Here is a 19,028-nt window from a genome sequence, read left to right on the forward strand (position 1 = left end):
CGACAGACACGACGACGAGCGCGAACGAACGCGACGACAGACATGGGGCCGCACGATGCTCGATGTGGCCGCGACGCGCACGGTGCGCCCGCCGCAGCCGCCGAAACGGCGACGCGTCGCCGTTTCGGCGCGCACGTGACGGCGGGGCGGCGATCGATGCGCGCCGCCGCCCGCGCGCGCCGACCGTGCGGCAGTCACTGCTGATTCCCCAATCCCTGCATGAACCCGATGGAAACGATCAAAGCATTCAACGACGCGCGCCGGCAGATCCAGGAATCGGTGCTCGACCTGTTCAAGGGCCTTTCGCTCAAGGAACGCCTGCTGCAAGGCTTGCTGATGGCGGTGCAGGCCGCGAGCGGCGCGTGCCTCGCCTACGGAATCGGCCGCGCGCTGCACACCGAGCAGGCCGTGTGGGCGGCGATCACCGCGATCGCGGTCACGCAGCACAACTACACGGACACGATCAGCCTGTCGCGCGACCAGTTCATCGGCGCGATGGTGGGCGGCCTGATCGGCTTCGCGGGCGCGGCGACGGGCGCCGGCCACTTCGTCGCGTACGCGGTGACGATCGTGGCCGCGATCGTCTGCTGCTGGTGTCTGAACGTCGGCAGCGCGGCGCGGCTCGGCGCGATCACCGCGACGATCGTGCTGCTGTTCCCCGGCGAAGGCCCGCTGTGGGACATCCCGCTCGTGCGGCTCGGCGAGGTGACGCTCGGCACCGCGTGCGCGATGGCGGTCGGCTGGACGATGTCGCAAATCGAGCGGCGCTGGTTCGCCAAAAGCTGAAGCCGCGACGGGAAGCCCAAAATGGGCCGCCGCGCGCGCGGAAATGACGGCGCGGCACGAGGCCGCATCGGCTCGCATCGCGCGGCAACCTGACGGATGCCCGCCCCGATGCCGCGCTGGTGCCGCGCTGGTGCCGCAATGAAGCCGCAATGGAGCTGCCAGTCCGATCCCGAGCCGCCCGGAACCGGAACGTGCGCGGCGCTCGCCCCGCCCGCCCCGTGCGGATCGCGCGAAGGCCCGCGTGCGGCGCGCCGCGCGCCGGCCGGCTTACGGCCCGATCTGCAGGATGACGCCCGTCGAAATGCGCACGAGCAGATAATCGCCGCCGATCCCGACCCAGTGATAGCCGCGCGGCGGCGGCGACAGGCGGTAGCCGCGCCAGTCGTCGATCACGTACTGGCGGTCCCGGTATTCGTCAGGCAGACGATCGCCGCGACGCCATGCGGCGTTTTCGTCGCCGCGATGCTCGCCGGGACGCGGGCCGCCTTGATCGCCGCGCTCGCCGTGATTGCCATGATCGCGGCCGTAATGCTTGCCGGGAGGCGGCCCATGACGCTCATCGCCCGGCCCGCCCGGGCCGTGCGGTTGAGCGACGGCGAGCGACGACACGAGCGCGCCGGCGGCGACCATCGAAATCCACAACATGCGATGTGCTTTCATCGAATCTCTCCGTGAAAAGGCGCAACCGGCCGTTGGCGCCGGGGCGCATAGAAAAAGGTAGCACATCGCGGCTGATCCGCCCGGAATTGCGGGTCGTGATGAAAAATAACGTGAGGCGCCGCAAACCGCGTACGATTCGGCCATGCGGCTGCCGTTGCGGGCCGCCCGATCGTTCTTTCGCCCCCGCCTTCCGCGCATCCGGACAATCAGGCCCTCCGATTCCTCGGGGCCACCGCCTCGCTTGCCCCGCTCGATCCGCTCGTCCATTCGATCCGCCCATCCAGCTCGATGCGCCGCGGCCTCGTGAGCCGCCCCACGCGGCGAGCCGCGCCCCCGCTTGCGCGACATCGCGGGCCGCCACGCGCCGCGCGGGTATACTCGCGCTCACTCTCAACACCCGCCTCGCACCAACCCATCGCTTTCATGGCAGAACCCACTCTCGGCGTCGCCCTCATCGCCCTCAACGCCGCGGCCCGGCTAGCCGAATGTCTCGACGCGCTGTCGTTCGCCGATGACGTCGTCGTCGTCGACGGCGGCAGCACCGACTCGACCGTCGAAATCGCGAAGGCGCACGGCGCGCGCGTGATCGTCGCCGCCGACTGGCCGGGGTTCGGGCCACAGAAGAATCGCGCGGTCGCCGCGCTCGACACCGACTGGGTTCTGTCGATCGACACCGACGAGATCGTCACGCCCGAACTCGCCGCGTCGATCCAGGCGGCGATCCGCGCGCCGCGCGCGCAGGTCTACGCGCTCGATCGGCTGTCGAGCTTCTGCGGCAGCTGGGTGCGCCATAGCGGCTGGTATCCGGATTGGGTGCCGCGCCTCTTCCAGCGCGAATCGGCGCGCTTTTCCGACGATCTCGTCCACGAGCGGCTCGTGTTCGACGGGCCGTCCGCGAGGCTCGACGGCCAACTGCTCCACTATTCGTACGAGGACTTCGAAACCGTGCTGCGCAAGCTCGACGCATATTCGAGCGCAGGCGCGGCACAGCGGCGCGAGGCGGGCAAGCGCGGCGGATTCGCGAAGGCGCTCGGCCGCGCCGCATGGGCGTTCGCGCGGACGTATCTGCTGCGGCGCGGCTTCCTGGACGGACGGGCCGGCTTCATGATCGCCGTGTTCAATGCCGAGACGGTCTACTACCGCTTCCTGAAGCTTGGACATCCGCGGCCGGAGAAGGCGGGCGACTGAGGCGCGCACGAGCGACGCCCGCGACGTCACTGGAGCAAGCGCGCCGGGGAAATGGCGTCGGCAGGAAACGACGCCGCATCGCGTGAAGCCGCCTCAGGCGCGGCGCGAAGAATCGGCGCCGGCACATTGGCGCCGGGCCAAGCGCGACAAGCCATTGCGTCGGTCTACGGTCTGCGGTCCGCGGTCCGCGGTCCGCACATTACAACGCTTCGCCGACCATGCCGCATATGCATGGCGCCAATCGCGAACGTCGCGCCGGCGCGGCCGCGCGTTGCGTGCCGCCGCGCGCCTGATCGGCTGCGCCCGCCGAACGAACCGCGTCGGCAAGATTCGCCGATGCTTCGCCGCGTCGTCCCGGTTATGCGAGGCGCGGCAGACGTGCCCCTACTTCCTCGCGCCGAGCCGGCTGACGTCGACCGGCACCGCGCCGTCGGCCTGCGCGTGCGCCACGCCGAGACCGAGACCGAGACCGAGACCGAGACCGAGCATGTCGGTCGCGACGCCGATCGCGCGCGCCGACGACAATTCCGTCAAGCATCGGCTCCAGCTTTCCAGATGACGGTCGCAGCCTTCGAGCTTGCACGGCACGCAGTCGCCTTCGCCCTGCAACAGATAGACGTTGCCGCGCCGCCCCGAGCCGCGCAGCGGCCACGGCTCGTTGCCGGCCGGCCAGTGCGCGGGCCATGGGCCCCAGCGCGTCGGATTCGACGGCCCGAACAACGCGATCGTCGGAACGCCGCAGGCGGCGGCGACATGCGTCGCGCCGGTGTCCGGGCCGATGAAGAGCCGCGCGCGCCGGAACATTTCGGCGCTCTCGCCGAACGACAGCTCGCCCGCCATGTTCAGCACCGGCTCGCCCGACGCCCGCGCGATCCGCGCCGCGTAGTCGCGCTCGGCCTGCGCGGGGCCGCCGCTCAGCGCGACCGCGAAGCCCCGGCTGCGCGCCCAGCGTACGAGATCGACCCAGCCGTCCTCGCGCCACTGCTTGTAGCGGAACATCGGATACGGATGCAGCACGACGTACGGCTCGCCGCGCGTGAGCGCGGGCGTCGCGTACAGCTTCGCGTCGAAGCGCGCGCGCGCGGCGGGATCGTCGCCGATGCCGGGCGCGACGACGTCGGCGCACGGCGTCGCGCCCAGCGCGCCGGCAAGCGACAGATTGCTCGTGACGGTATGCACGTCGCGATGCGCGTCGAGCACGATGCCGTTCAGGATGAAGCGCGTGAGCCACGTGAGCCGGTCGGGATCGACGAGCCCGATCCGCTTGCGGCCCGCGAAGAACGCGTAGAAACGCGCGCGATCGGAGTTGATCGCCGCGCAAGCGAGGTCGTACTTGCGCCAGATGCGCAGCGCGTCGGCGATGCGCTCCTTCGGCCGCGCGCGCTGCGCGACCGTGATCACGCGCCGGATGTCGGGATTGTGCTCGAGCACGCCTTCGGTGCCGCGAAACACGATCATGTCGATCTGCGCGTCGGGCCAGCGCGCCTTCAGCGAGCGGACGAGCGGCGTCGTCAGCAACACGTCGCCGAGGCGGCGCGTACAGGACACGAGAATGGTGCGCGGCGGCCGGGGGAGCGTCAACGAAGCGGTCACGGTGAAGGCAGGAAGAACGGGCGACTGGACATTTTAGCGAATTCGCGTCGCACGCCCATGCGACGCGAGCGAACTCACGCCCGCTCGAGCAGTTGCGCGGCGAGCGCCTGCATGCGCGCGTTCGCCGCGCACGGGCCGAACGATTCGACCTTGTGCGCCGCATGCGCGACGAGCGACGCGCGCAGCGCGTCGTCGGCGAGCATCCGCTCGATCGCGTCCGCGAGCCCATCGGCGTCACCGGGCGAGACGAGCAGCCCGCCGCGACCGCCGTCGAGCAGGTCGCGCGGCCCCGTCGGACAATCGGACGAGATCACCGGCGTGCCGAGCGCCATCGCCTCGCCGAGCACCATCCCGAAGCCTTCGTAACGGCTGCTCAGGATCAGCATGTCGGCCGCGCGCACGTACGGAAACGGATTCGCGCAAAAACCCGTGAACCGCACCGCGTCGCGCAACCCGAGCTCGCCCGCGAGCCGCTCGAGCACGCGGCGGTCCGGACCGTCGCCGACGAGCACGAGGCGCGGCGCGTCGGCGCGGCGCGCCCGCACTTTCGCATACGCGCGCAATAAGGTCCGATGATCCTTCTGCCCTTCGTCGAGCCGCGCGACCGACACGATGAAGCGCCCGTCCGGCAGCTCGGCCGGCTCGTCCGCCCGCGCGCGCAGCGCCGCCGGATCGATCACGTTCGGCAGCGCGGTGACGACGACGCGAGTATTCGCGAAGAGCGGTTCCGCCTCGCGCCGCATGTCGGGCGTGAGCACGGCGAGTGCCGCATATCGCTCGTACTGGCGTACGCGCCGCGCCATGTACGACGCGCTCTTGTCGCCGAACCGCGCGGCGAAGCTGTAATGGCTGACGCCGATCCACGGCGCACCGCCCTGCCCGGCGATGCGGCGCAGCGAGAAGTCGAAATCGCAGACCACGTCGTAGCCGCGCGCGAGCCTCAGGAAGCGGCGGGCGACGATCGGGCGAATCAACCCATGCGTCGACGCCTTGTGCAGCAGCTTCTCGCCGCCGCGCAGCTTGCGCCCGCGCTCGCGCTGGTGGAGCGCATGCATCCATCGCTCGGGAGCGAGCACCTGCAGCGCAACGTCGGGCGGAATCGCCTTCGCGCACCACGTCGTCAGATCCTGCGTCGGATACGTGACCGACAGCCCGACCTCGAACACGCTGCGGTCGAGCGCGTTGAGCCAGCCGAGCAGCGCGGTCTCGGTGCCGCCTCGGCCGAAATCGTCGATGTGAAACAGGATGCGCACGCGCCGCGCGCTCGGGCCGGCGACGTTTTGCGCCGGCGCGGCGGCCTGCGTAGCGGGAGCGGCGGGCATCGTCATCGCGCGTCCGCGCTCCGCAACGCGCGCGGCATGCGTGCGTCGCGTTCGCCGCAGCCGAGCAGGAAACCCGCGAATGACCAGAACGCGAGCATCGTCGTCTGCCACATGAAGTCGTCGACGGTGTTCTTCGCAATCATCCCGACGACGAGCGCGAGGCCCCCGGCGGACACGGCCGGCACGTCGCGCCGCAAGCGCCAGAACGCGCCCGCGAGACTCACGAACAGCATCGCCTCGAACGCAACGCCGATATAGCCCGTCTGCAGCCACGTATTGAGAAACAAGTTGTGCGCATGCGTGAGCGCCTGCGGCTCGATGCGCAGCAGCAACGGCGGCGCGGCGGCCGCGTACGCGTGCCCGGGAAGCGGCTTGCCGAAGCCCACGCCGAGCCAAGCATGGTGCCTGCCCTGCTCCGCGTAGAACGCCCAGAGCTTCGGGCGCGTGTCGGACGACAGCGTGTCGCCGAGCGCGTTCAGCTCGCCCGGCACGTAGACCCGCTGCCCCGCGACCGTGATGTCGCGCGCGGCCGACGACGCCGAAGCGCTCGCCGCCGACGCGGTCGGATCGCGCTCGCGCGCGCTGTATTCGAGCATGCCGAGCGCCGCGGCGCCGAGGAGCGCGATCGCGACGACGCTCGCGCCGAGCCGCCGCCTATAGAGCGGATAGAACGCGACGACGAGCGTCGCGCCCGCTGCCGGCCAAAAGAAGCGATTCAGGCTCGCGAGCCCGACGAACCCGCACGCGACAAGCCCGATCACGCCGATCGCGCGCCAGCGCGCGCGCAGCAGCAACGCGGCGAACAGCGGCATCGCGAACACGACGAGCGTGCTCGTATGACCGACGCGGTTGTAGAAGCGAATCGGGAAGACGTCCGGCGTCGGCGGCTGCAGGCGCCCCCAATAGAACGCGCTCAGCAACGCGAGCAGCACGCACGCGCCCCACACGACGAGCACCGGCCGCTCGGGGCGCTCCACCCGCGAGCCGAACAGCCAGAAACCCCAAAACGTGACGAGCGGATACAGCACCTCGTCGAACCATGCGCGCATGCTCACGTGCGGATACAGCGACCATCCGACCGACGCGAGGCTCCACGCGGCCCACGCAACGATCGGCAGAACGAGCGGCCATTGCCGGAACGGCGGCCGGTTCGCGGACAGGATGCCGGCGAGCGTGCCCGCGCCGATCAACGCGAGCGTCGTGTTGACGACTCCGTTCATGTGGCCGAACATCACGGCGAACATCAACGTGGGACAGGCAATCCAAAGCACGCGCTCGACGCGCGATGTCATTATCGTCATCGACTTGAACTTGACGGCGCAAGCGCCAGAACGTTTTGCAGCGCACGATGCGCCGCATCCACTGAAAGACGTCCCATGCAGTCCGCATGATCGCCGTGCCATGCGACGCAGGTCGACGCATTTCGATCGCAGCGCCGCACCCACTCGACATGACGCCGAAAAATCGACGGCTGGTCGCGGCACGGCATGTCCGCGATCGTCAGCGCGACGAACGGCGCGTCCTGCCAATAGCGCCCCGCGCCGTGAATGCCGGCGTTGCCGGGACCGAACAGCGCGACGGTCGGCACGCCGACGAGACGCGCGAGATGCGCGACGCCGGTGTCGGGACATACGACCGCCCGCGCACCATCCAGCAAATGCCACAGATCGGCGAGGCCGAGCCGGCCGGCAAGATTCGGCTGCCCCGGATCGGGGCCGATCTCGGCCACGAGCTCGACCTCGCTCGGCCCGCCGCTCCAGACGGGCAGATAGCCCGCCGCCTCCACGCGCGCGGCGAGCTCGAGCCAGCGCTCGGACGGCCAGCACTTGACCGTGGTGCTCGCGCCCGGATGAAGCACGACGTAGGGCCGCCCGCGCAACTCGGCGGGCAACTGCGCGCTCGCCTGCGGCGCGGGCCAGTCGGCCGGACGGTACGGCCGCGGCGCGGGCCCGTCGACGAGCTCGGCGGCGAAATCGGCCCACGCGGCGGGCGCGTCCGGATACGGAATCAGCTCGTCGACCGGCCAGTTCTTCCACGCGGGCGCGTCGCCCGCATGTGCGACGATCCAGCGACAGCCCGCGCCGAGCGCAAGCCAGCTGTGGCGGTTATCGCCCGCGACGATCCCGAGGTCGTACGGCCCCGACGCAAGCAGGCGCTTGACCGATGTGCCGTCGCGCGGATCGAACGCGAACGCGTCCACCCCGAACGGCCGCTTTGCATAAAGCGGCACAATCGCCTTCGGGCAAGCCAGCACGATCTGCGCATCCGGGTGCTGCTCGCGCAGCTTCGCGACGAGCGGCGTCAGCAGCAGCGTATCGCCGAGCAGCAGATGATGCGCGATCAGGATGCGCCGCAGTTGCGCGGGCTTGCGGTGCAACGGCTTGAGGGCAAGCCTCGGCAGCGCTCGCGCGAAGATGTGGAACCGGCCGTGAAGTCTGCTCATTCGATTAATTCAACGGCTGATCGATTCCGCCACTTGAGATGCGATGCGCCGGAGGCCGGCCGAAAGCCGTTTCGTCATGCAGGATTTCCACGGTTCATATTGCGAAGAACAAACCAGAGGCCCCGTCACCCCGCAGGACATCCGCGAAACCGACGTGCATTTCTCAGTGCCGGGCCAGGACACGCGGCCCAGCCCGCGATGCGCTGCAAGCGCGATCGCGGGCTGGGCCGAACTGGCGGAGTATACCATCCGGCCCATGCGCTCCCGGCACCAATACCCTGATGAAAGACACGCCGTAAGCCACGCGCGAGCGCGCGTCATCGCGGTTCGTCGCGCCCGCGGCCTCCGGTCTCGGCGGCCAGGTCGAGTAATTGCTCGACGTGGCGCGCGACGCTCGAATCGTACCGGATGGCCGCGTGCGCCGCCGCGCTCGATTCGACGTGCGCCGCGCCCGCCCTCGCCCGCTGCACTGCGTCGCCCAACGTCGCGCGCAACCCGGCCGCATCGCCGGGGGTGAACACGAGCTTCGCCGACGGCGCGATCGCGTCGCAGCAGCCGATGTTCGACGACAGAATGACAGGCGTGCCGCACATCACCGATTCGATGCCGACGAGCCCGAACGGCTCGTATTTCGATGCGAGGATCGTGAAATCGGCGGCGCGGTAGCCGTCCTCGATGTCCTTCACGTAGCCGACGTAGCGCAGCCGCTGCGACGTCCGCTCCGGCGGCCTGCCCGCGACCGCGACGACGACGGGCGGCCCACCGTCGCGCAGCACCGCTTCGATGAGCGGCAGCCCTTTGCGCTCGTGGCTGCTCGACGGGAACAGGAGCACGATCTCGTCGTCGGCGAAGCCGAAGCGCCTGCGTAGCTCGGCGCGGCGCGCGGCGCCGACCGGCGCGAAGCGCGCGGCGTCGACGGGCGGGAACAACACGCGGATCTTGTCGTCGCCGAGCCCGTAGAAACGACGCAGTTCGTCGCGCATCAGCACCGAGTGCGCAACGACGAAGCGCGCACGTTCATATTGACGGCGTTCGAGCGCGATCTGGCGGCGATCGAAGAAGGTCGGCGTACGACCGAGCGCGTCGAGAAATCCGAGATGGGTGCCGCCGCAGATCGCGATCTCCGACGAATCGACCCGGTTGCAGCCGATCAGCACGTCGACGGGTGACGCACGGCGGGCGACGCGCAGCCGCCACGAAAACCAGGCGTCGCGGCACTTGCCGGGCAGGAACGACACGTTGATGCGGTGCGGCTCGACGCGCCCGTACTCCGGCACCGACGGATCGAACGAACGCGCAAAAACCGCAGGCCGAAACCCGACATCGGCCAGACCGCGCGCGAGGTCGATCGCGTAGCGCTCGAGCCCGCCGCCGTACCTGAACGCATTGCAGGACAGGCCGATCTTCATCGCGCGGCGATCGGGCTCGCCAGGGACCCGTCCGCCCGGAAGTCCGCCGCTCACCCTGCGTCCTGCTGGAACTGAATGCGATGCAAATGCGCGTACAACCCGCGCTGCTCGAGCAGTTCGCGATGGCTGCCGCTTTCGACGATCTTGCCCCCTTCGAGCACGAGAATCCGGTCCGAGCGTTCGATCGTCGACAGACGGTGCGCGATCACGAGCGTCGTACGCCCCTTCATCAGCGTCTCGAGCGCGGCCTGCACGTGCCGCTCGGATTCGGAATCGAGCGCGGATGTCGCCTCGTCGAGAATCAGGATCGGCGCATCCTTGTAGATCGCGCGCGCGATCGCGAGCCGCTGGCGCTGGCCGCCCGACAGCCGCATCCCGTTGTCGCCGACGAGCGTGTCGATGCCTTCCGGCATCGCGGTGACGGTGTCCCACAGATTCGCGGCGCGCAGCGCCGCCTCGACACGATCGCGCTCCGGCGTCTGGCCGTATGCGACGTTCGCCGCGATCGAATCGTTGAACAGCACGACGTCCTGGCTCACCATCGCGATCTGGTTGCGCAGGTCGTGCAGGCTGTACTCGGGAAGCGCGACGCCGTCGACGCGCACCGAGCCCGACGACGGGTCGAAAAAGCGCGGCAGCAGATTGACGAGCGTCGTCTTGCCGCTGCCCGACGGCCCGGCAAGCGCGACCATCTCGCCCGGCGCGACGGTAAACGACACGTCGTCGAGCGTCTGCCGGCCGTCGCGCGGCATGCCGTACGAGAACGACACGTGGCTGAACTCGATCGCGCCCGACGCGCGCGCGAGCGGCTTGCCGCCGCCTTCCGGCTCGCGCGGCTCGTCGATCAGCCCGAAGATCAGCTCGGCCGCGGTCATCCCGCGCTGCAGCGGCTGGTTCACGTCCATCAGGTGCTTGAGCGGCGAAATGATGAGCAACATCGCGGTCACGAACGCGACGAAACCGCCGACCGTCGTCTGATCGTTCGCCGACTGGACCACCGCGATCGTCAGCACGATTGCGAGCGCGATTGACGCGAGAAACTGCGTGAGCGGCTGCGCCAGCCCGCCCGACACCGTCATCCGCATCGAATAGCCGCGCAGCTTGCGGCTCAGTTCGTTGAAGCGCCCGATCTCGTATGGCTCGCCGTTGTGGACCTTGACGACCTTGTAGCCGCCGACCGTCTCCTCGACGATGTACGCGAGCTGGTTCGTGAGCATCTGGTGCTCGCGATTCAAACGGCGCAGCCGCCGGTTGATCTTGCCGACGAGCCAGCCGATGCAGGGCAGCAGGATCGCGACGATGAGCGTCAGCCGCCAGTTCAGATAGAACAGGTAGCCCAGCAGGAAGACGACCGTCAGCGAATCGCGCACGAGCGTGATCGCGACGCTCATCAGCACGCTCAGCACCTGGTTCACTTCGAACACGATCGCGTTGATCACCGTGCTCGCCGTCTCGCGCTGGAAGAACGACACGCCAGTATGGATCATCCGCTCGAACATCTGGATGCGCAGATCGAGCAGGATGCGATTCGACACGTACTGCAGCAGATAGCCGGACGCGTATTGCGCAAGCGCTCGCGCAAGCGCGAGGCCGACGACTGCGGCGGGCACGTACAGCTTCGTCGTCATGTCGCCCTTCGAGCCGAAGCCGTGGTCGAGAAGCGGCTTCAGCAGCGCCGGAATCCCGGCTTCCGTCGCGGCGACCGCGGCCATCGCGAGCACGCCGGCAACGAGCACCCAGACGAGCGGTTTCACATACGGCCAGAGGCGGCGCATCACGACGGCGGGCGACGACGCGTCCTGGCCGCCGATCGGTTTGCTTAGGGTAGGCTTGACGCTCAAAATGCCCTCAAATGAATCCGGAAAACGTGCTGGAGGTCAGTAGACGATCTCGACGACGCTGCCGCCGAACGCCGCGCGCAGATCGGCGAGCAACGCGTCGCTCGGCTTCACGCGCCACGCGTCGCCCAAGCGCATCTCGCCTTGCGCGCGCGCGTTGCTGTAGGCGATCCGCACGGCGAGGCCGTTCGGTATCACGGGCTGCGCGCGCCGCCCGCCGTCGCGGCCGCCGCGCGGCGCCGGCGCTTCGGCTGCCGGCGTCTCGTCGGGCTTCGCGACGTGCGCTTCGAGCACGCGGCGCAGCGCCGCCGCGTCCGCGTTGCCGTTCATCGTCATGCGCACCGCCTGCGCGTAACGGCTGCGCGCGCGCTCGATATCCATCACCGAATCAGCCGTGAAGCGGATTCCGCCCGTGAACGCATCGTTGCGCGCCTGCCCCTGGACGATCAGCAGCTCGTCTTCCTTGAAAAGCGCGCGGTTGACGTCGAACTGCTCGTTGAACACGGTGACTTCGCACTGGCCGGTGCCGTCGTCGAGCAGCGCGATCACCATCTTGCCGCGCTGCGTCATCTGCGTGCGCAGCGACGCGATCACGCCCGCCACCACCTTGTCGCGCCCTTCCTTCAGCTCGCCGAGCTTCTGGCGCACGAAACGGCGCACTTCGTCGCGGTATGCGTCGAACAGGTGGCCGGACAGATAGAAGCCGAGCGCGCTCTTCTCTTCCTGCAGGCGGCGCTTGTCGTCCCATGCGGGCTCGTCGACGAGCGCGTGCTGGTGCGCGGGCTCGCCGCCGATGTCGAAGAGCCCCGCCTGCAGCGCATTCGCGGCCGCCTGCTCGGCGGCCTCCATCGCGAGCGGCACCGACGCGAGCAATTGCGCGCGGCTCGCGTGCAGCGAATCGAACGCGCCCGCGCGAATCAGCGCCTCGATCGTCCGGCGGTTCACGACGCGCCGGTCGATCCGCTCGCAGAAGTCGAACAGATCGGCAAACGGCTTTTCCTCGCGCGCGCGCAGGATTTCCTCGATCGCGTTCTGGCCGCTGCCCTTGATCGCGCCCAGGCCGTAGCGAATCGTGTGCGAGCGCTTGCCGCCGGCCTCCGCGACCGGCTCGAAACGGTAGTGCGACTGGTTGATGTCCGGCGGCAGCACCGCAAGGTTGTTCAAGACGCAGTCGTCGTACAGGATCTTCACCTTGTCGGTGTCGTCCATCGCGAGCGTCATGTTGGCCGCCATGAATTCGGCCGGATGGTGCGCCTTCAGCCACGCGGTGTAGTACGCGAGCAGCGCGTAGGCGGCCGCGTGCGATTTGTTGAAGCCGTAGCCCGCGAACTTCTCCATCAAGTCGAAGATTTCGTCGGACTTCTCGCGCGCGAGGCCGTTCTTCGCGGCGCCCTCGGCGAAGATCTCGCGGTGCTTGGCCATCTCCTCGGGCTTCTTCTTGCCCATCGCGCGGCGCAGCAAGTCCGCGCCGCCGAGCGAGTAGCCGCCGATGATCTGCGCCATCTGCATCACCTGCTCCTGATAGACCATGATCCCGTAGGTCTCTTTCAGGACGGGTTCGACGCGCATGTCGGGATACTCGACCTTCTCGCGCCCGTGCTTGCGCGCGCAGAAGCTCGGAATCAGGTCCATCGGGCCCGGACGGTACAACGACACGAGCGCGATGATGTCCTCGAAGCGGTCGGGCTGCGCATCCTTCAGCATGCCCTGCATGCCGCGGCTTTCCAGCTGGAACACGGCGACCGTGTTTGCCTTCTTCAGGATCTGGAACGAAGTGGGATCGTCGAGCGGCACCTGCGCGAGCGACCAGTCGGCCTTCGTCGGATCGAGCCGGCGGATGTAGCGCTCGGCCCAGTCGAGAATCGTGAGCGTCGTGAGGCCCAGAAAGTCGAACTTCACGAGGCCGACGGCTTCGACGTCGTCCTTGTCGTACTGGCTGACGACGCCGCCCTCATCGCCCTGCGTGTAGAGCGGGCAAAAGTCGGTCAGCTTGCCGGGCGCGATCAGCACGCCGCCCGCGTGCATCCCGACGTTGCGCGTCAGGCCCTCGACGCGCTGCGCGAGATCGAGCAACTGGTGGACTTCGTCCTCGTTGTCGTAGCGCTCCTGCAGGAGCGGCTCTTCCTTCATCGCGTCGGCGATCGTCACGTGCTTGCCCGGCTTGAACGGGATCAGCTTCGCGACGCCGTCGGTGAACATGTAGCCGAGGTCGAGCACGCGCCCGATGTCGCGCACGGCCGCCTTCGCGGCCATCGTGCCGAACGTCGCGATCTGCGACACGGCATCCGCGCCGTACTTCTCCTTCACGTACTGGATCACGCGGTCGCGGCCGTGCTGGCAGAAGTCGATGTCGAAGTCGGGCATCGACACCCGCTCCGGATTCAGGAAACGCTCGAACAGCAGGTTGTAGCGCAGCGGATCGAGATCCGTGATGCCGAGCGAGTACGCGACGAGCGAGCCCGCGCCCGAGCCCCGGCCGGGGCCCACCGGCACGCCATTGTTCTTCGCCCAGTTGATGAAGTCCGCGACGATCAGGAAGTAGCCCGGAAAGCCCATCTTCTTGATCGTGCCGCACTCGAAATCGAGGCGCTGATAGTACGTGTCGCGCTGCGCTTCGCGCGCGGCCTCGTCCGGATAGAGCTGCGCGAGGCGCTTCTCGAGCCCCTCCTTCGACAACTGCACGAGGTAGTCGTCGAGCGACATCCCGTCGGGCGTCGGGAAGAGCGGCAGCTTCGGCTTGCCGAGCTCGAGCGTCAGGTTGCAGCGCTTCGCGATCTCGACCGTGTTCGCGAGCGCCGACGGCAGGTCGGCGAACAGCGCGACCATGTCGTGCTGCGTGCGGAAGAATTGATCGGTCGTGAAGCGCTTCTGGCGACGCGGATTCGCCAGGATGTCGCCTTCCGAGATGCACACGCGCGCCTCGTGCGCGGTGAAATCGTCGGTCGTCATGAACTGCAGCGGATGCGTCGCGACGACGGGCAGCTTCAGCTCGGCGGCGATCGTCACCGCCTGCTGGATGTACGCTTCGGCGCCCGGCTGGCCGTAGCGCTGCAATTCGATGTAGAAACCGCCCGGAAACGTCTTCGCCCAGCGCTCGGCATGGCGGCGCGCGGACGCTTCGTTGCCGGCCGCGAGCGCGAGGCCGATATCGCCCTGCTGCGCGCCGGACAGCGCGAGCAGCCCTTCGGCGAGCTCGCCTTCGAGCCAGCTCGCGTCGAGCTCCGCGCGGCCGCGATACTGGTTCGTGAGCCACGCCTTCGACAGCAGCTCGCAAAGATTCAGGTAGCCGCGCTTGTCCTTGACGAGCAGCAGCAGCCGCGACGGCTTGTCGCGATCGTCGTGGTTCGTGATCCAGACGTCGCAGCCGGCGATCGGCTTGATGCCCGCGTCGCGGGCTTCCTTGTAGAAACGGACGAGACCGAACGCGTTGCCGAGGTCGGTGAGGGCGAGCGCGCCCTGACCGTCTTCGGCCGCCGCCTTGACGATATCGTCGAGACGCACGATGCCGTCGGCAATCGAGAATTCGGAGTGAACGCGAAGATGAACGAAACGGGGATCTGACATGGGCGCTATTGTATCCGGCCCGGGGGCCCGGCACCGTTCGCGCCGGCCAAAAAAACGCGACGTTGGCCGTTCGGCCGAGCGCCGGCGCGGGCCGGCGGGCGGCGACGGCGCGCGAGACGGCGATTCGCGCGGCCCGAATTCCGGTGGAGCGCGGTCGGGGCGACGTCCGTTTGTTCTTCCATCCCTCGCTTCGTTTTGCTCGGCGGTTCGGCGGTTCGGCGGTTCGGCGGTTCGGCGGTTCGGCGGTTCGGCGGTTCGGCGGTTCGGCGGTTCGGCGGTTCGGCAATTGTGCGAACGGATGGACGCGCCCCGGCAAGCCGGCGATCCGGCCGCATCGAGAACCCGCTGCGGCGCGCCGGCTCGCCCGCCTCGGCGCGGCCGCGCGATGTCGTCGCACGTCGTCCGTTCGGCCGACCGCGGAAAGCCACGCGGTTTGCGGGATAATACGGGTTTTCCGCTTTCGCCCGCTTCCGCCCGAGCGCCCTCCGCCGCCACCCGTCATGTGCGGCCGCGCCGTCGGGCCGCAGCCGCCTTACCTTTCGAACGACATGACCACCGTCAACCTCGCCGCCTACCGCTTCGTCTCGCTCGACTCGATCGAGCAAATGCGGCCGCTCATCGCCGCGCGCTGCAATGCGCTCGAGCTGCGCGGCACGATCCTGCTCGCGCCCGAAGGCGTCAATCTGTTCATCGCGGGAACCCGCGACGCAACCGGCGCGTTCGTCGACTACCTGCGCCACGATCCGCTCTTCGAGGGCAAATTCGCGGACCTGCAGTTCAAGGAGAGCCTGTCCGACTCGCAACCGTTTCGGCGGATGCTCGTGCGCCTGAAGCGCGAGATCATCACGATGAAGAAGGCCGCGATCAAGCCGGAACTCGGCCGCGCGCCGTCCGTCGACTCGCGCACGCTGAAGACCTGGCTCGACCGGGGCCACGACGATGCGGGCCGCCCGGTCGTGATGCTCGACACGCGCAACGCATTCGAAGTCGACGTCGGCACGTTCGACAACGCGCTCGACTACCGGATCGACAAGTTCAGCCAGTTCCCCGACGTGATCGAGGCGAACCGCTCGGACCTCGAAGGCAAGACCGTCGTGTCGTTCTGCACGGGCGGCATTCGCTGCGAAAAGGCGGCGATCCACATGAAGGACGTCGGCATCGAGAACGTGTATCAGCTCGAAGGCGGGATTCTCAAGTATTTCGAGGAAGTGGGCGGCGCGCATTATCACGGCGACTGCTTCGTGTTCGATTACCGCACGGCGCTCAATCCGCGCCTCGAGCCGACAGCCGACGTCACGTGCTTCGCATGCCGCGCGGTCGTGCCGGCCGACGCGCAGCAGTCGCCGCTCTACGTGCCCGGCAAGTCGTGCCCCGCATGCCATCCGGGCGAGCGCGCGGATCGCACCGCCGAGCCGGCGCACGCCGCCTGACGCCGCGCGCCTTCTTCGCACGCCGCATTCGATGACGGACTATCGCGGGCGCTTCGCGCCGTCGCCCACCGGCCCGCTGCATTTCGGCTCGCTCGTCGGCGCACTCGCGAGCTGGCTCGACGCGCGCGCGTGGGGCGGCGCGTGGCTCGTGCGGATCGAGGACATCGACGCACCGCGCACGGTGCCCGGAGCGGCCGAGGACATTCTCGCGACGCTGCGCAGCTTCGGCTTCGTCCCCGACGAGCCGCCCGTCTGGCAAAGCACCCGCGTCGCGCGCTACGCGACCGCGCTCGAACGGCTCACGGCCGCGGGGCTCGTCTATCCGTGCGGCTGCTCGCGCAAGGAGATCGCCGATTCGCTGCGCGCCGCGCACGAGCGGCACATGACGCTCGCGTATCCCGGCACCTGCCGCAACGGCCTGCACGGCAAGCCCGCGCGTGCGTGGCGGCTGCGCGTGCCGGACGGCGCAACCGCCGTCGTCACGTTCGACGATCGCTGGCAGCATGCGCAGACGCAGGATCTCGCGACGGAAGTCGGCGACTTCGTGCTGAAGCGCGCGGACGGACAGTGGGCGTACCAGCTCGCGGTCGTCGTCGACGACGGCGACGCGGGCATCACGCACGTCGTGCGCGGCGCGGACCTGCTCGACTCGACCGCGCGGCAGATCTACCTGCAGCGCTGCCTCGAGCTGCCGACGCCGCACTATCTGCACGTGCCCGTCGTCGTCGATGCGAACGGCGAAAAGCTCAGCAAGCAAACGGGCGCGACGGCGCTCGATCCCGCCGCGCCGCTGCCCCCGCTCGCCGCGGCCGCGCGGCATCTGGGGCTCGCGCTCGACGAGGCGGCGTGCGCGTCGCTCGGCGCGTTCCAGCCGGCCGCGATCGCCGCGTGGGACGCGCGGTTCGGACCGAACGCGCGTCGATGACGAGGCGCGTGGCGCTCGGCCGCGACGCGTAGCCTCGTCGCTCTGCCCGTCGCTCTGCCCGCAACCGCCGGTTCGCCGCTATCGTGCTCGTTCACCCACTACGCAGTACGCAGCCGCCGAGCCCGCGCGGAGCGGTTCTCTCGAGGCCCGACCGAGACACCGCCGCCATTCTCCCTCGGCCCGCCCGCTCTCGATCGGCCATGCAAAACGAAACGGGCGGATGCTCACGCACCCGCCCGTTTCTCATTGGCCTTGGCGCCGAGCCCGGCGTGACGCACCGTCACGCGCGACGCTCGGCCCCGCGCGTCACGACGACGTCTTGCGCGGCATCCCGAACCCGCCGAGCAGCGCGGCGAGCGGCTGCTTCGGCGCCTTCTTCTCCGGGTGCACGGGCTTCGCCTCTTCCGGCTGGCTCGCCGCAGGCGACGGCACGTACGGCTTCAGGAAGAAATCGTCGATCGGCGCATCGCGGCGCGAATGATGCGAGCGCTCGCCGCCCGCCGAGCGGCGGCCCACCGATGCGCCTCCTCGGCGCTCGTCACGGTCGCGCTCGCGGCGGCCGCCGCGGTCGTCGTGGCGATGGCGCGGCAGGTCGAGCTCGAGCGCCTCGAGCGGCAGCGCGCGCTTGATCAGCTTCTCGATGTCGGCGAGCTGCTTGCGCTCGTTCGGGCTGCACAGCGACAGCGCGTCGCCCGACGCGCCCGCGCGCCCCGTGCGGCCGATCCGGTGCACGTAGTCTTCCGCGTTGAACGGCAGATCGAAGTTGATCACGGCCGGCAGCTCGACGATGTCGAGCCCGCGCGCGGCGACGTCGGTCGCGACGAGCGCCTCGATCTCGCCGCGCTTGAACGCGTCGAGCGCCTGCATCCGCTCGCTTTGCGAACGGTCGCCGTGAATCGCCGACGCGACGATCCCGTCGCGCTCGATCTGGCGCGCGAGGCGGCTCGCGCCGATCTTGCTGTTGCAAAACACGATCACCTGCTTGAGCGAGCGGTCGCGGATCAGCTTGACGACGGCCGCCTGCTTGTCGCCTTCGGCGACGTCGTAGACGACCTGCGTGACGTTCGTCGCCGTCGCGTTGCTGCGCGCGACTTCGATCGTCTGCGGGTTGCGCAGGTAGGTCGACGCGAGCTTCTTGATCTCCGGCGAGAACGTCGCCGAGAACAGCAGCGTCTGGCGCTCCTTCGGCAGCAGGTTCAGGATTCGCTGCAGGTCGGGCAGGAAGCCCATGTCGAGCATCCGGTCCGCTTCGTCGAGCACGAGGATCTGCACCTGGCCGAGATTCGCGGTCTTCTGCTGGACGTGGTCGAGCAGGCGGCCCGGCGTCGCGATCAGAACCTCGACGCCGCGGCGCAGCTCGGCCATCTGCGGATTCATGTCGACGCCGCCGAACACGACCGCGCTGCGCAGCGGCGTGTGCTTCGCGTATGCGTGGACGTTCGCGGCGACCTGGTCGGCGAGCTCGCGAGTCGGCGTGAGAATGAGGGCGCGCACCGGATGGCGGGCGGGCGACGCGCTCGTGTTCGCCTGCGGCAGCAGGCGCTGGATGATCGGCAACGAGAAGCTCGCGGTCTTGCCGGTGCCGGTTTGCGCGGCGCCCATCACGTCGCGGCCGGACAGCACGACCGGAATCGCCTTCGCCTGAATGGGCGTCGGCGTCGTATAGCCCTGATCGGCAATCGCTTTCAGGATCTCGGCGGCAAGGCCGAATTGATCGAACGTCGCGTCGACAGGCTTGGCAACAGAATCGGACATGGTGGCGTTTCGCTCAAAAGGCGCGGCGGGACATCTAGCGCGCGGCATGCTCGCTCGCGAGACACGCTGCGCAAACCACTTCGGAATGAAGACGAAGCCGCGGCGCGCCGCAGGG

Annotated in this window: 13 protein-coding genes; 4 read left to right on the forward strand and 9 right to left on the reverse strand. The window is 69.0% G+C overall.

Annotation, left to right across the window (positions count from 1 at the left end; all coding sequences use genetic code 11):
• Positions 1 to 228 precede the first annotated feature (228 nt).
• Entirely contained in the window at positions 229 to 786 is a 558-nt protein-coding gene (locus WT60_RS14415) for an FUSC family protein (protein ID WP_052145211.1), read from the forward strand.
• A 267-nt stretch (positions 787 to 1,053) separates the two neighbouring features.
• On the opposite strand, the gene WT60_RS14420 is transcribed toward WT60_RS14415, so the two are convergent.
• The gene (locus WT60_RS14420) at positions 1,054 to 1,446 is read right to left on the reverse strand and encodes an RcnB family protein (RefSeq protein WP_038754811.1); all 393 of its coding nucleotides are present in this window, start codon (positions 1,444 to 1,446) and stop codon (positions 1,054 to 1,056) included.
• Between the two features lie 423 nt (positions 1,447 to 1,869).
• On the opposite strand from WT60_RS14420, the gene WT60_RS14425 reads away from it, so the two are divergent.
• Positions 1,870 to 2,634: a glycosyltransferase family 2 protein gene (locus tag WT60_RS14425; RefSeq protein ID WP_060355450.1), complete on the forward strand. Its 765-nt coding sequence runs from the start codon at positions 1,870 to 1,872 to the stop codon at positions 2,632 to 2,634.
• Between the two features lie 384 nt (positions 2,635 to 3,018).
• Here WT60_RS14425 and rfaQ read toward each other — a convergent pair whose 3' ends face one another.
• The 7 genes from rfaQ to dnaE form a co-directional block, all read right to left on the reverse strand.
• On the reverse strand, positions 3,019 to 4,215 hold the full coding sequence (rfaQ, locus tag WT60_RS14430; RefSeq protein WP_060355451.1) for a putative lipopolysaccharide heptosyltransferase III: 1,197 nt from the start codon (positions 4,213 to 4,215) through the stop codon (positions 3,019 to 3,021).
• Positions 4,216 to 4,301: 86 nt separating this feature from the next.
• Complete coding sequence (locus WT60_RS14435; RefSeq protein WP_060355452.1) at positions 4,302 to 5,555, reverse strand: glycosyltransferase; 1,254 nt, start codon at positions 5,553 to 5,555, stop codon at positions 4,302 to 4,304.
• Positions 5,552 to 6,850, reverse strand: coding sequence for an O-antigen ligase family protein (locus WT60_RS14440; RefSeq protein WP_038754822.1), 1,299 nt, complete (start codon positions 6,848 to 6,850; stop codon positions 5,552 to 5,554). The genes WT60_RS14435 and WT60_RS14440 overlap by 4 nt, the downstream gene beginning before the upstream one ends.
• A complete protein-coding gene (locus WT60_RS14445; RefSeq protein ID WP_059574676.1) occupies positions 6,847 to 7,992 on the reverse strand; it encodes a glycosyltransferase family 9 protein in 1,146 nt (381 codons plus the stop codon). Before WT60_RS14445 ends, WT60_RS14440 begins: the two co-directional genes overlap by 4 nt.
• A 317-nt stretch (positions 7,993 to 8,309) precedes the next feature.
• Positions 8,310 to 9,401: a glycosyltransferase family 4 protein gene (locus tag WT60_RS14450; RefSeq protein WP_038754827.1), complete on the reverse strand. Its 1,092-nt coding sequence runs from the start codon at positions 9,399 to 9,401 to the stop codon at positions 8,310 to 8,312.
• A 50-nt stretch (positions 9,402 to 9,451) separates the two neighbouring features.
• Complete coding sequence (gene msbA, locus WT60_RS14455) at positions 9,452 to 11,242, reverse strand: lipid A export permease/ATP-binding protein MsbA (RefSeq protein WP_060355453.1); 1,791 nt, start codon at positions 11,240 to 11,242, stop codon at positions 9,452 to 9,454.
• Between the two features lie 36 nt (positions 11,243 to 11,278).
• On the reverse strand, positions 11,279 to 14,803 hold the full coding sequence (gene dnaE / locus WT60_RS14460) for a DNA polymerase III subunit alpha (protein ID WP_038754833.1): 3,525 nt from the start codon (positions 14,801 to 14,803) through the stop codon (positions 11,279 to 11,281).
• Positions 14,804 to 15,351: 548 nt separating this feature from the next.
• On the opposite strand from dnaE, the gene WT60_RS14470 reads away from it, so the two are divergent.
• Both WT60_RS14470 and gluQRS read left to right on the forward strand, forming a co-directional pair.
• The gene (locus tag WT60_RS14470; RefSeq protein WP_038748651.1) at positions 15,352 to 16,233 is read left to right on the forward strand and encodes a sulfurtransferase; all 882 of its coding nucleotides are present in this window, start codon (positions 15,352 to 15,354) and stop codon (positions 16,231 to 16,233) included.
• Positions 16,234 to 16,264: 31 nt separating this feature from the next.
• A complete protein-coding gene (gene gluQRS / locus WT60_RS14475) occupies positions 16,265 to 17,158 on the forward strand; it encodes a tRNA glutamyl-Q(34) synthetase GluQRS (protein ID WP_038748653.1) in 894 nt (297 codons plus the stop codon).
• 306 nt (positions 17,159 to 17,464) lie between these two features.
• Here gluQRS and WT60_RS14480 read toward each other — a convergent pair whose 3' ends face one another.
• Positions 17,465 to 18,913, reverse strand: a complete 1,449-nt coding sequence (locus WT60_RS14480) for a DEAD/DEAH box helicase (RefSeq protein WP_059574683.1) — start codon at positions 18,911 to 18,913, stop codon at positions 17,465 to 17,467.
• Positions 18,914 to 19,028 lie beyond the last annotated feature (115 nt).

The sequence above is a fragment of the Burkholderia sp. MSMB617WGS genome (assembly GCF_001532025.2).
Lineage (GTDB): Bacteria > Pseudomonadota > Gammaproteobacteria > Burkholderiales > Burkholderiaceae > Burkholderia > Burkholderia savannae.

Excerpts from the sequence above, each read along its gene's own strand:
- WT60_RS14415 (WP_052145211.1), top strand. The coding sequence starts at position 229 with ATGGAAACGATCAAAGCATTCAACGACGCGCGCCGGCAGATCCAGGAA.
- WT60_RS14420 (WP_038754811.1), bottom strand. The coding sequence starts at position 1,446 with ATGAAAGCACATCGCATGTTGTGGATTTCGATGGTCGCCGCCGGCGCG.
- WT60_RS14425 (WP_060355450.1), top strand. The coding sequence starts at position 1,870 with ATGGCAGAACCCACTCTCGGCGTCGCCCTCATCGCCCTCAACGCCGCG.
- WT60_RS14435 (WP_060355452.1), bottom strand. The coding sequence starts at position 5,555 with ATGACGATGCCCGCCGCTCCCGCTACGCAGGCCGCCGCGCCGGCGCAA.
- WT60_RS14440 (WP_038754822.1), bottom strand. The coding sequence starts at position 6,850 with ATGACGATAATGACATCGCGCGTCGAGCGCGTGCTTTGGATTGCCTGT.
- WT60_RS14445 (WP_059574676.1), bottom strand. The coding sequence starts at position 7,992 with ATGAGCAGACTTCACGGCCGGTTCCACATCTTCGCGCGAGCGCTGCCG.
- WT60_RS14450 (WP_038754827.1), bottom strand. The coding sequence starts at position 9,401 with ATGAAGATCGGCCTGTCCTGCAATGCGTTCAGGTACGGCGGCGGGCTC.
- dnaE (WP_038754833.1), bottom strand. The coding sequence starts at position 14,803 with ATGTCAGATCCCCGTTTCGTTCATCTTCGCGTTCACTCCGAATTCTCG.
- WT60_RS14470 (WP_038748651.1), top strand. The coding sequence starts at position 15,352 with ATGACCACCGTCAACCTCGCCGCCTACCGCTTCGTCTCGCTCGACTCG.
- gluQRS (WP_038748653.1), top strand. The coding sequence starts at position 16,265 with ATGACGGACTATCGCGGGCGCTTCGCGCCGTCGCCCACCGGCCCGCTG.
- WT60_RS14480 (WP_059574683.1), bottom strand. The coding sequence starts at position 18,913 with ATGTCCGATTCTGTTGCCAAGCCTGTCGACGCGACGTTCGATCAATTC.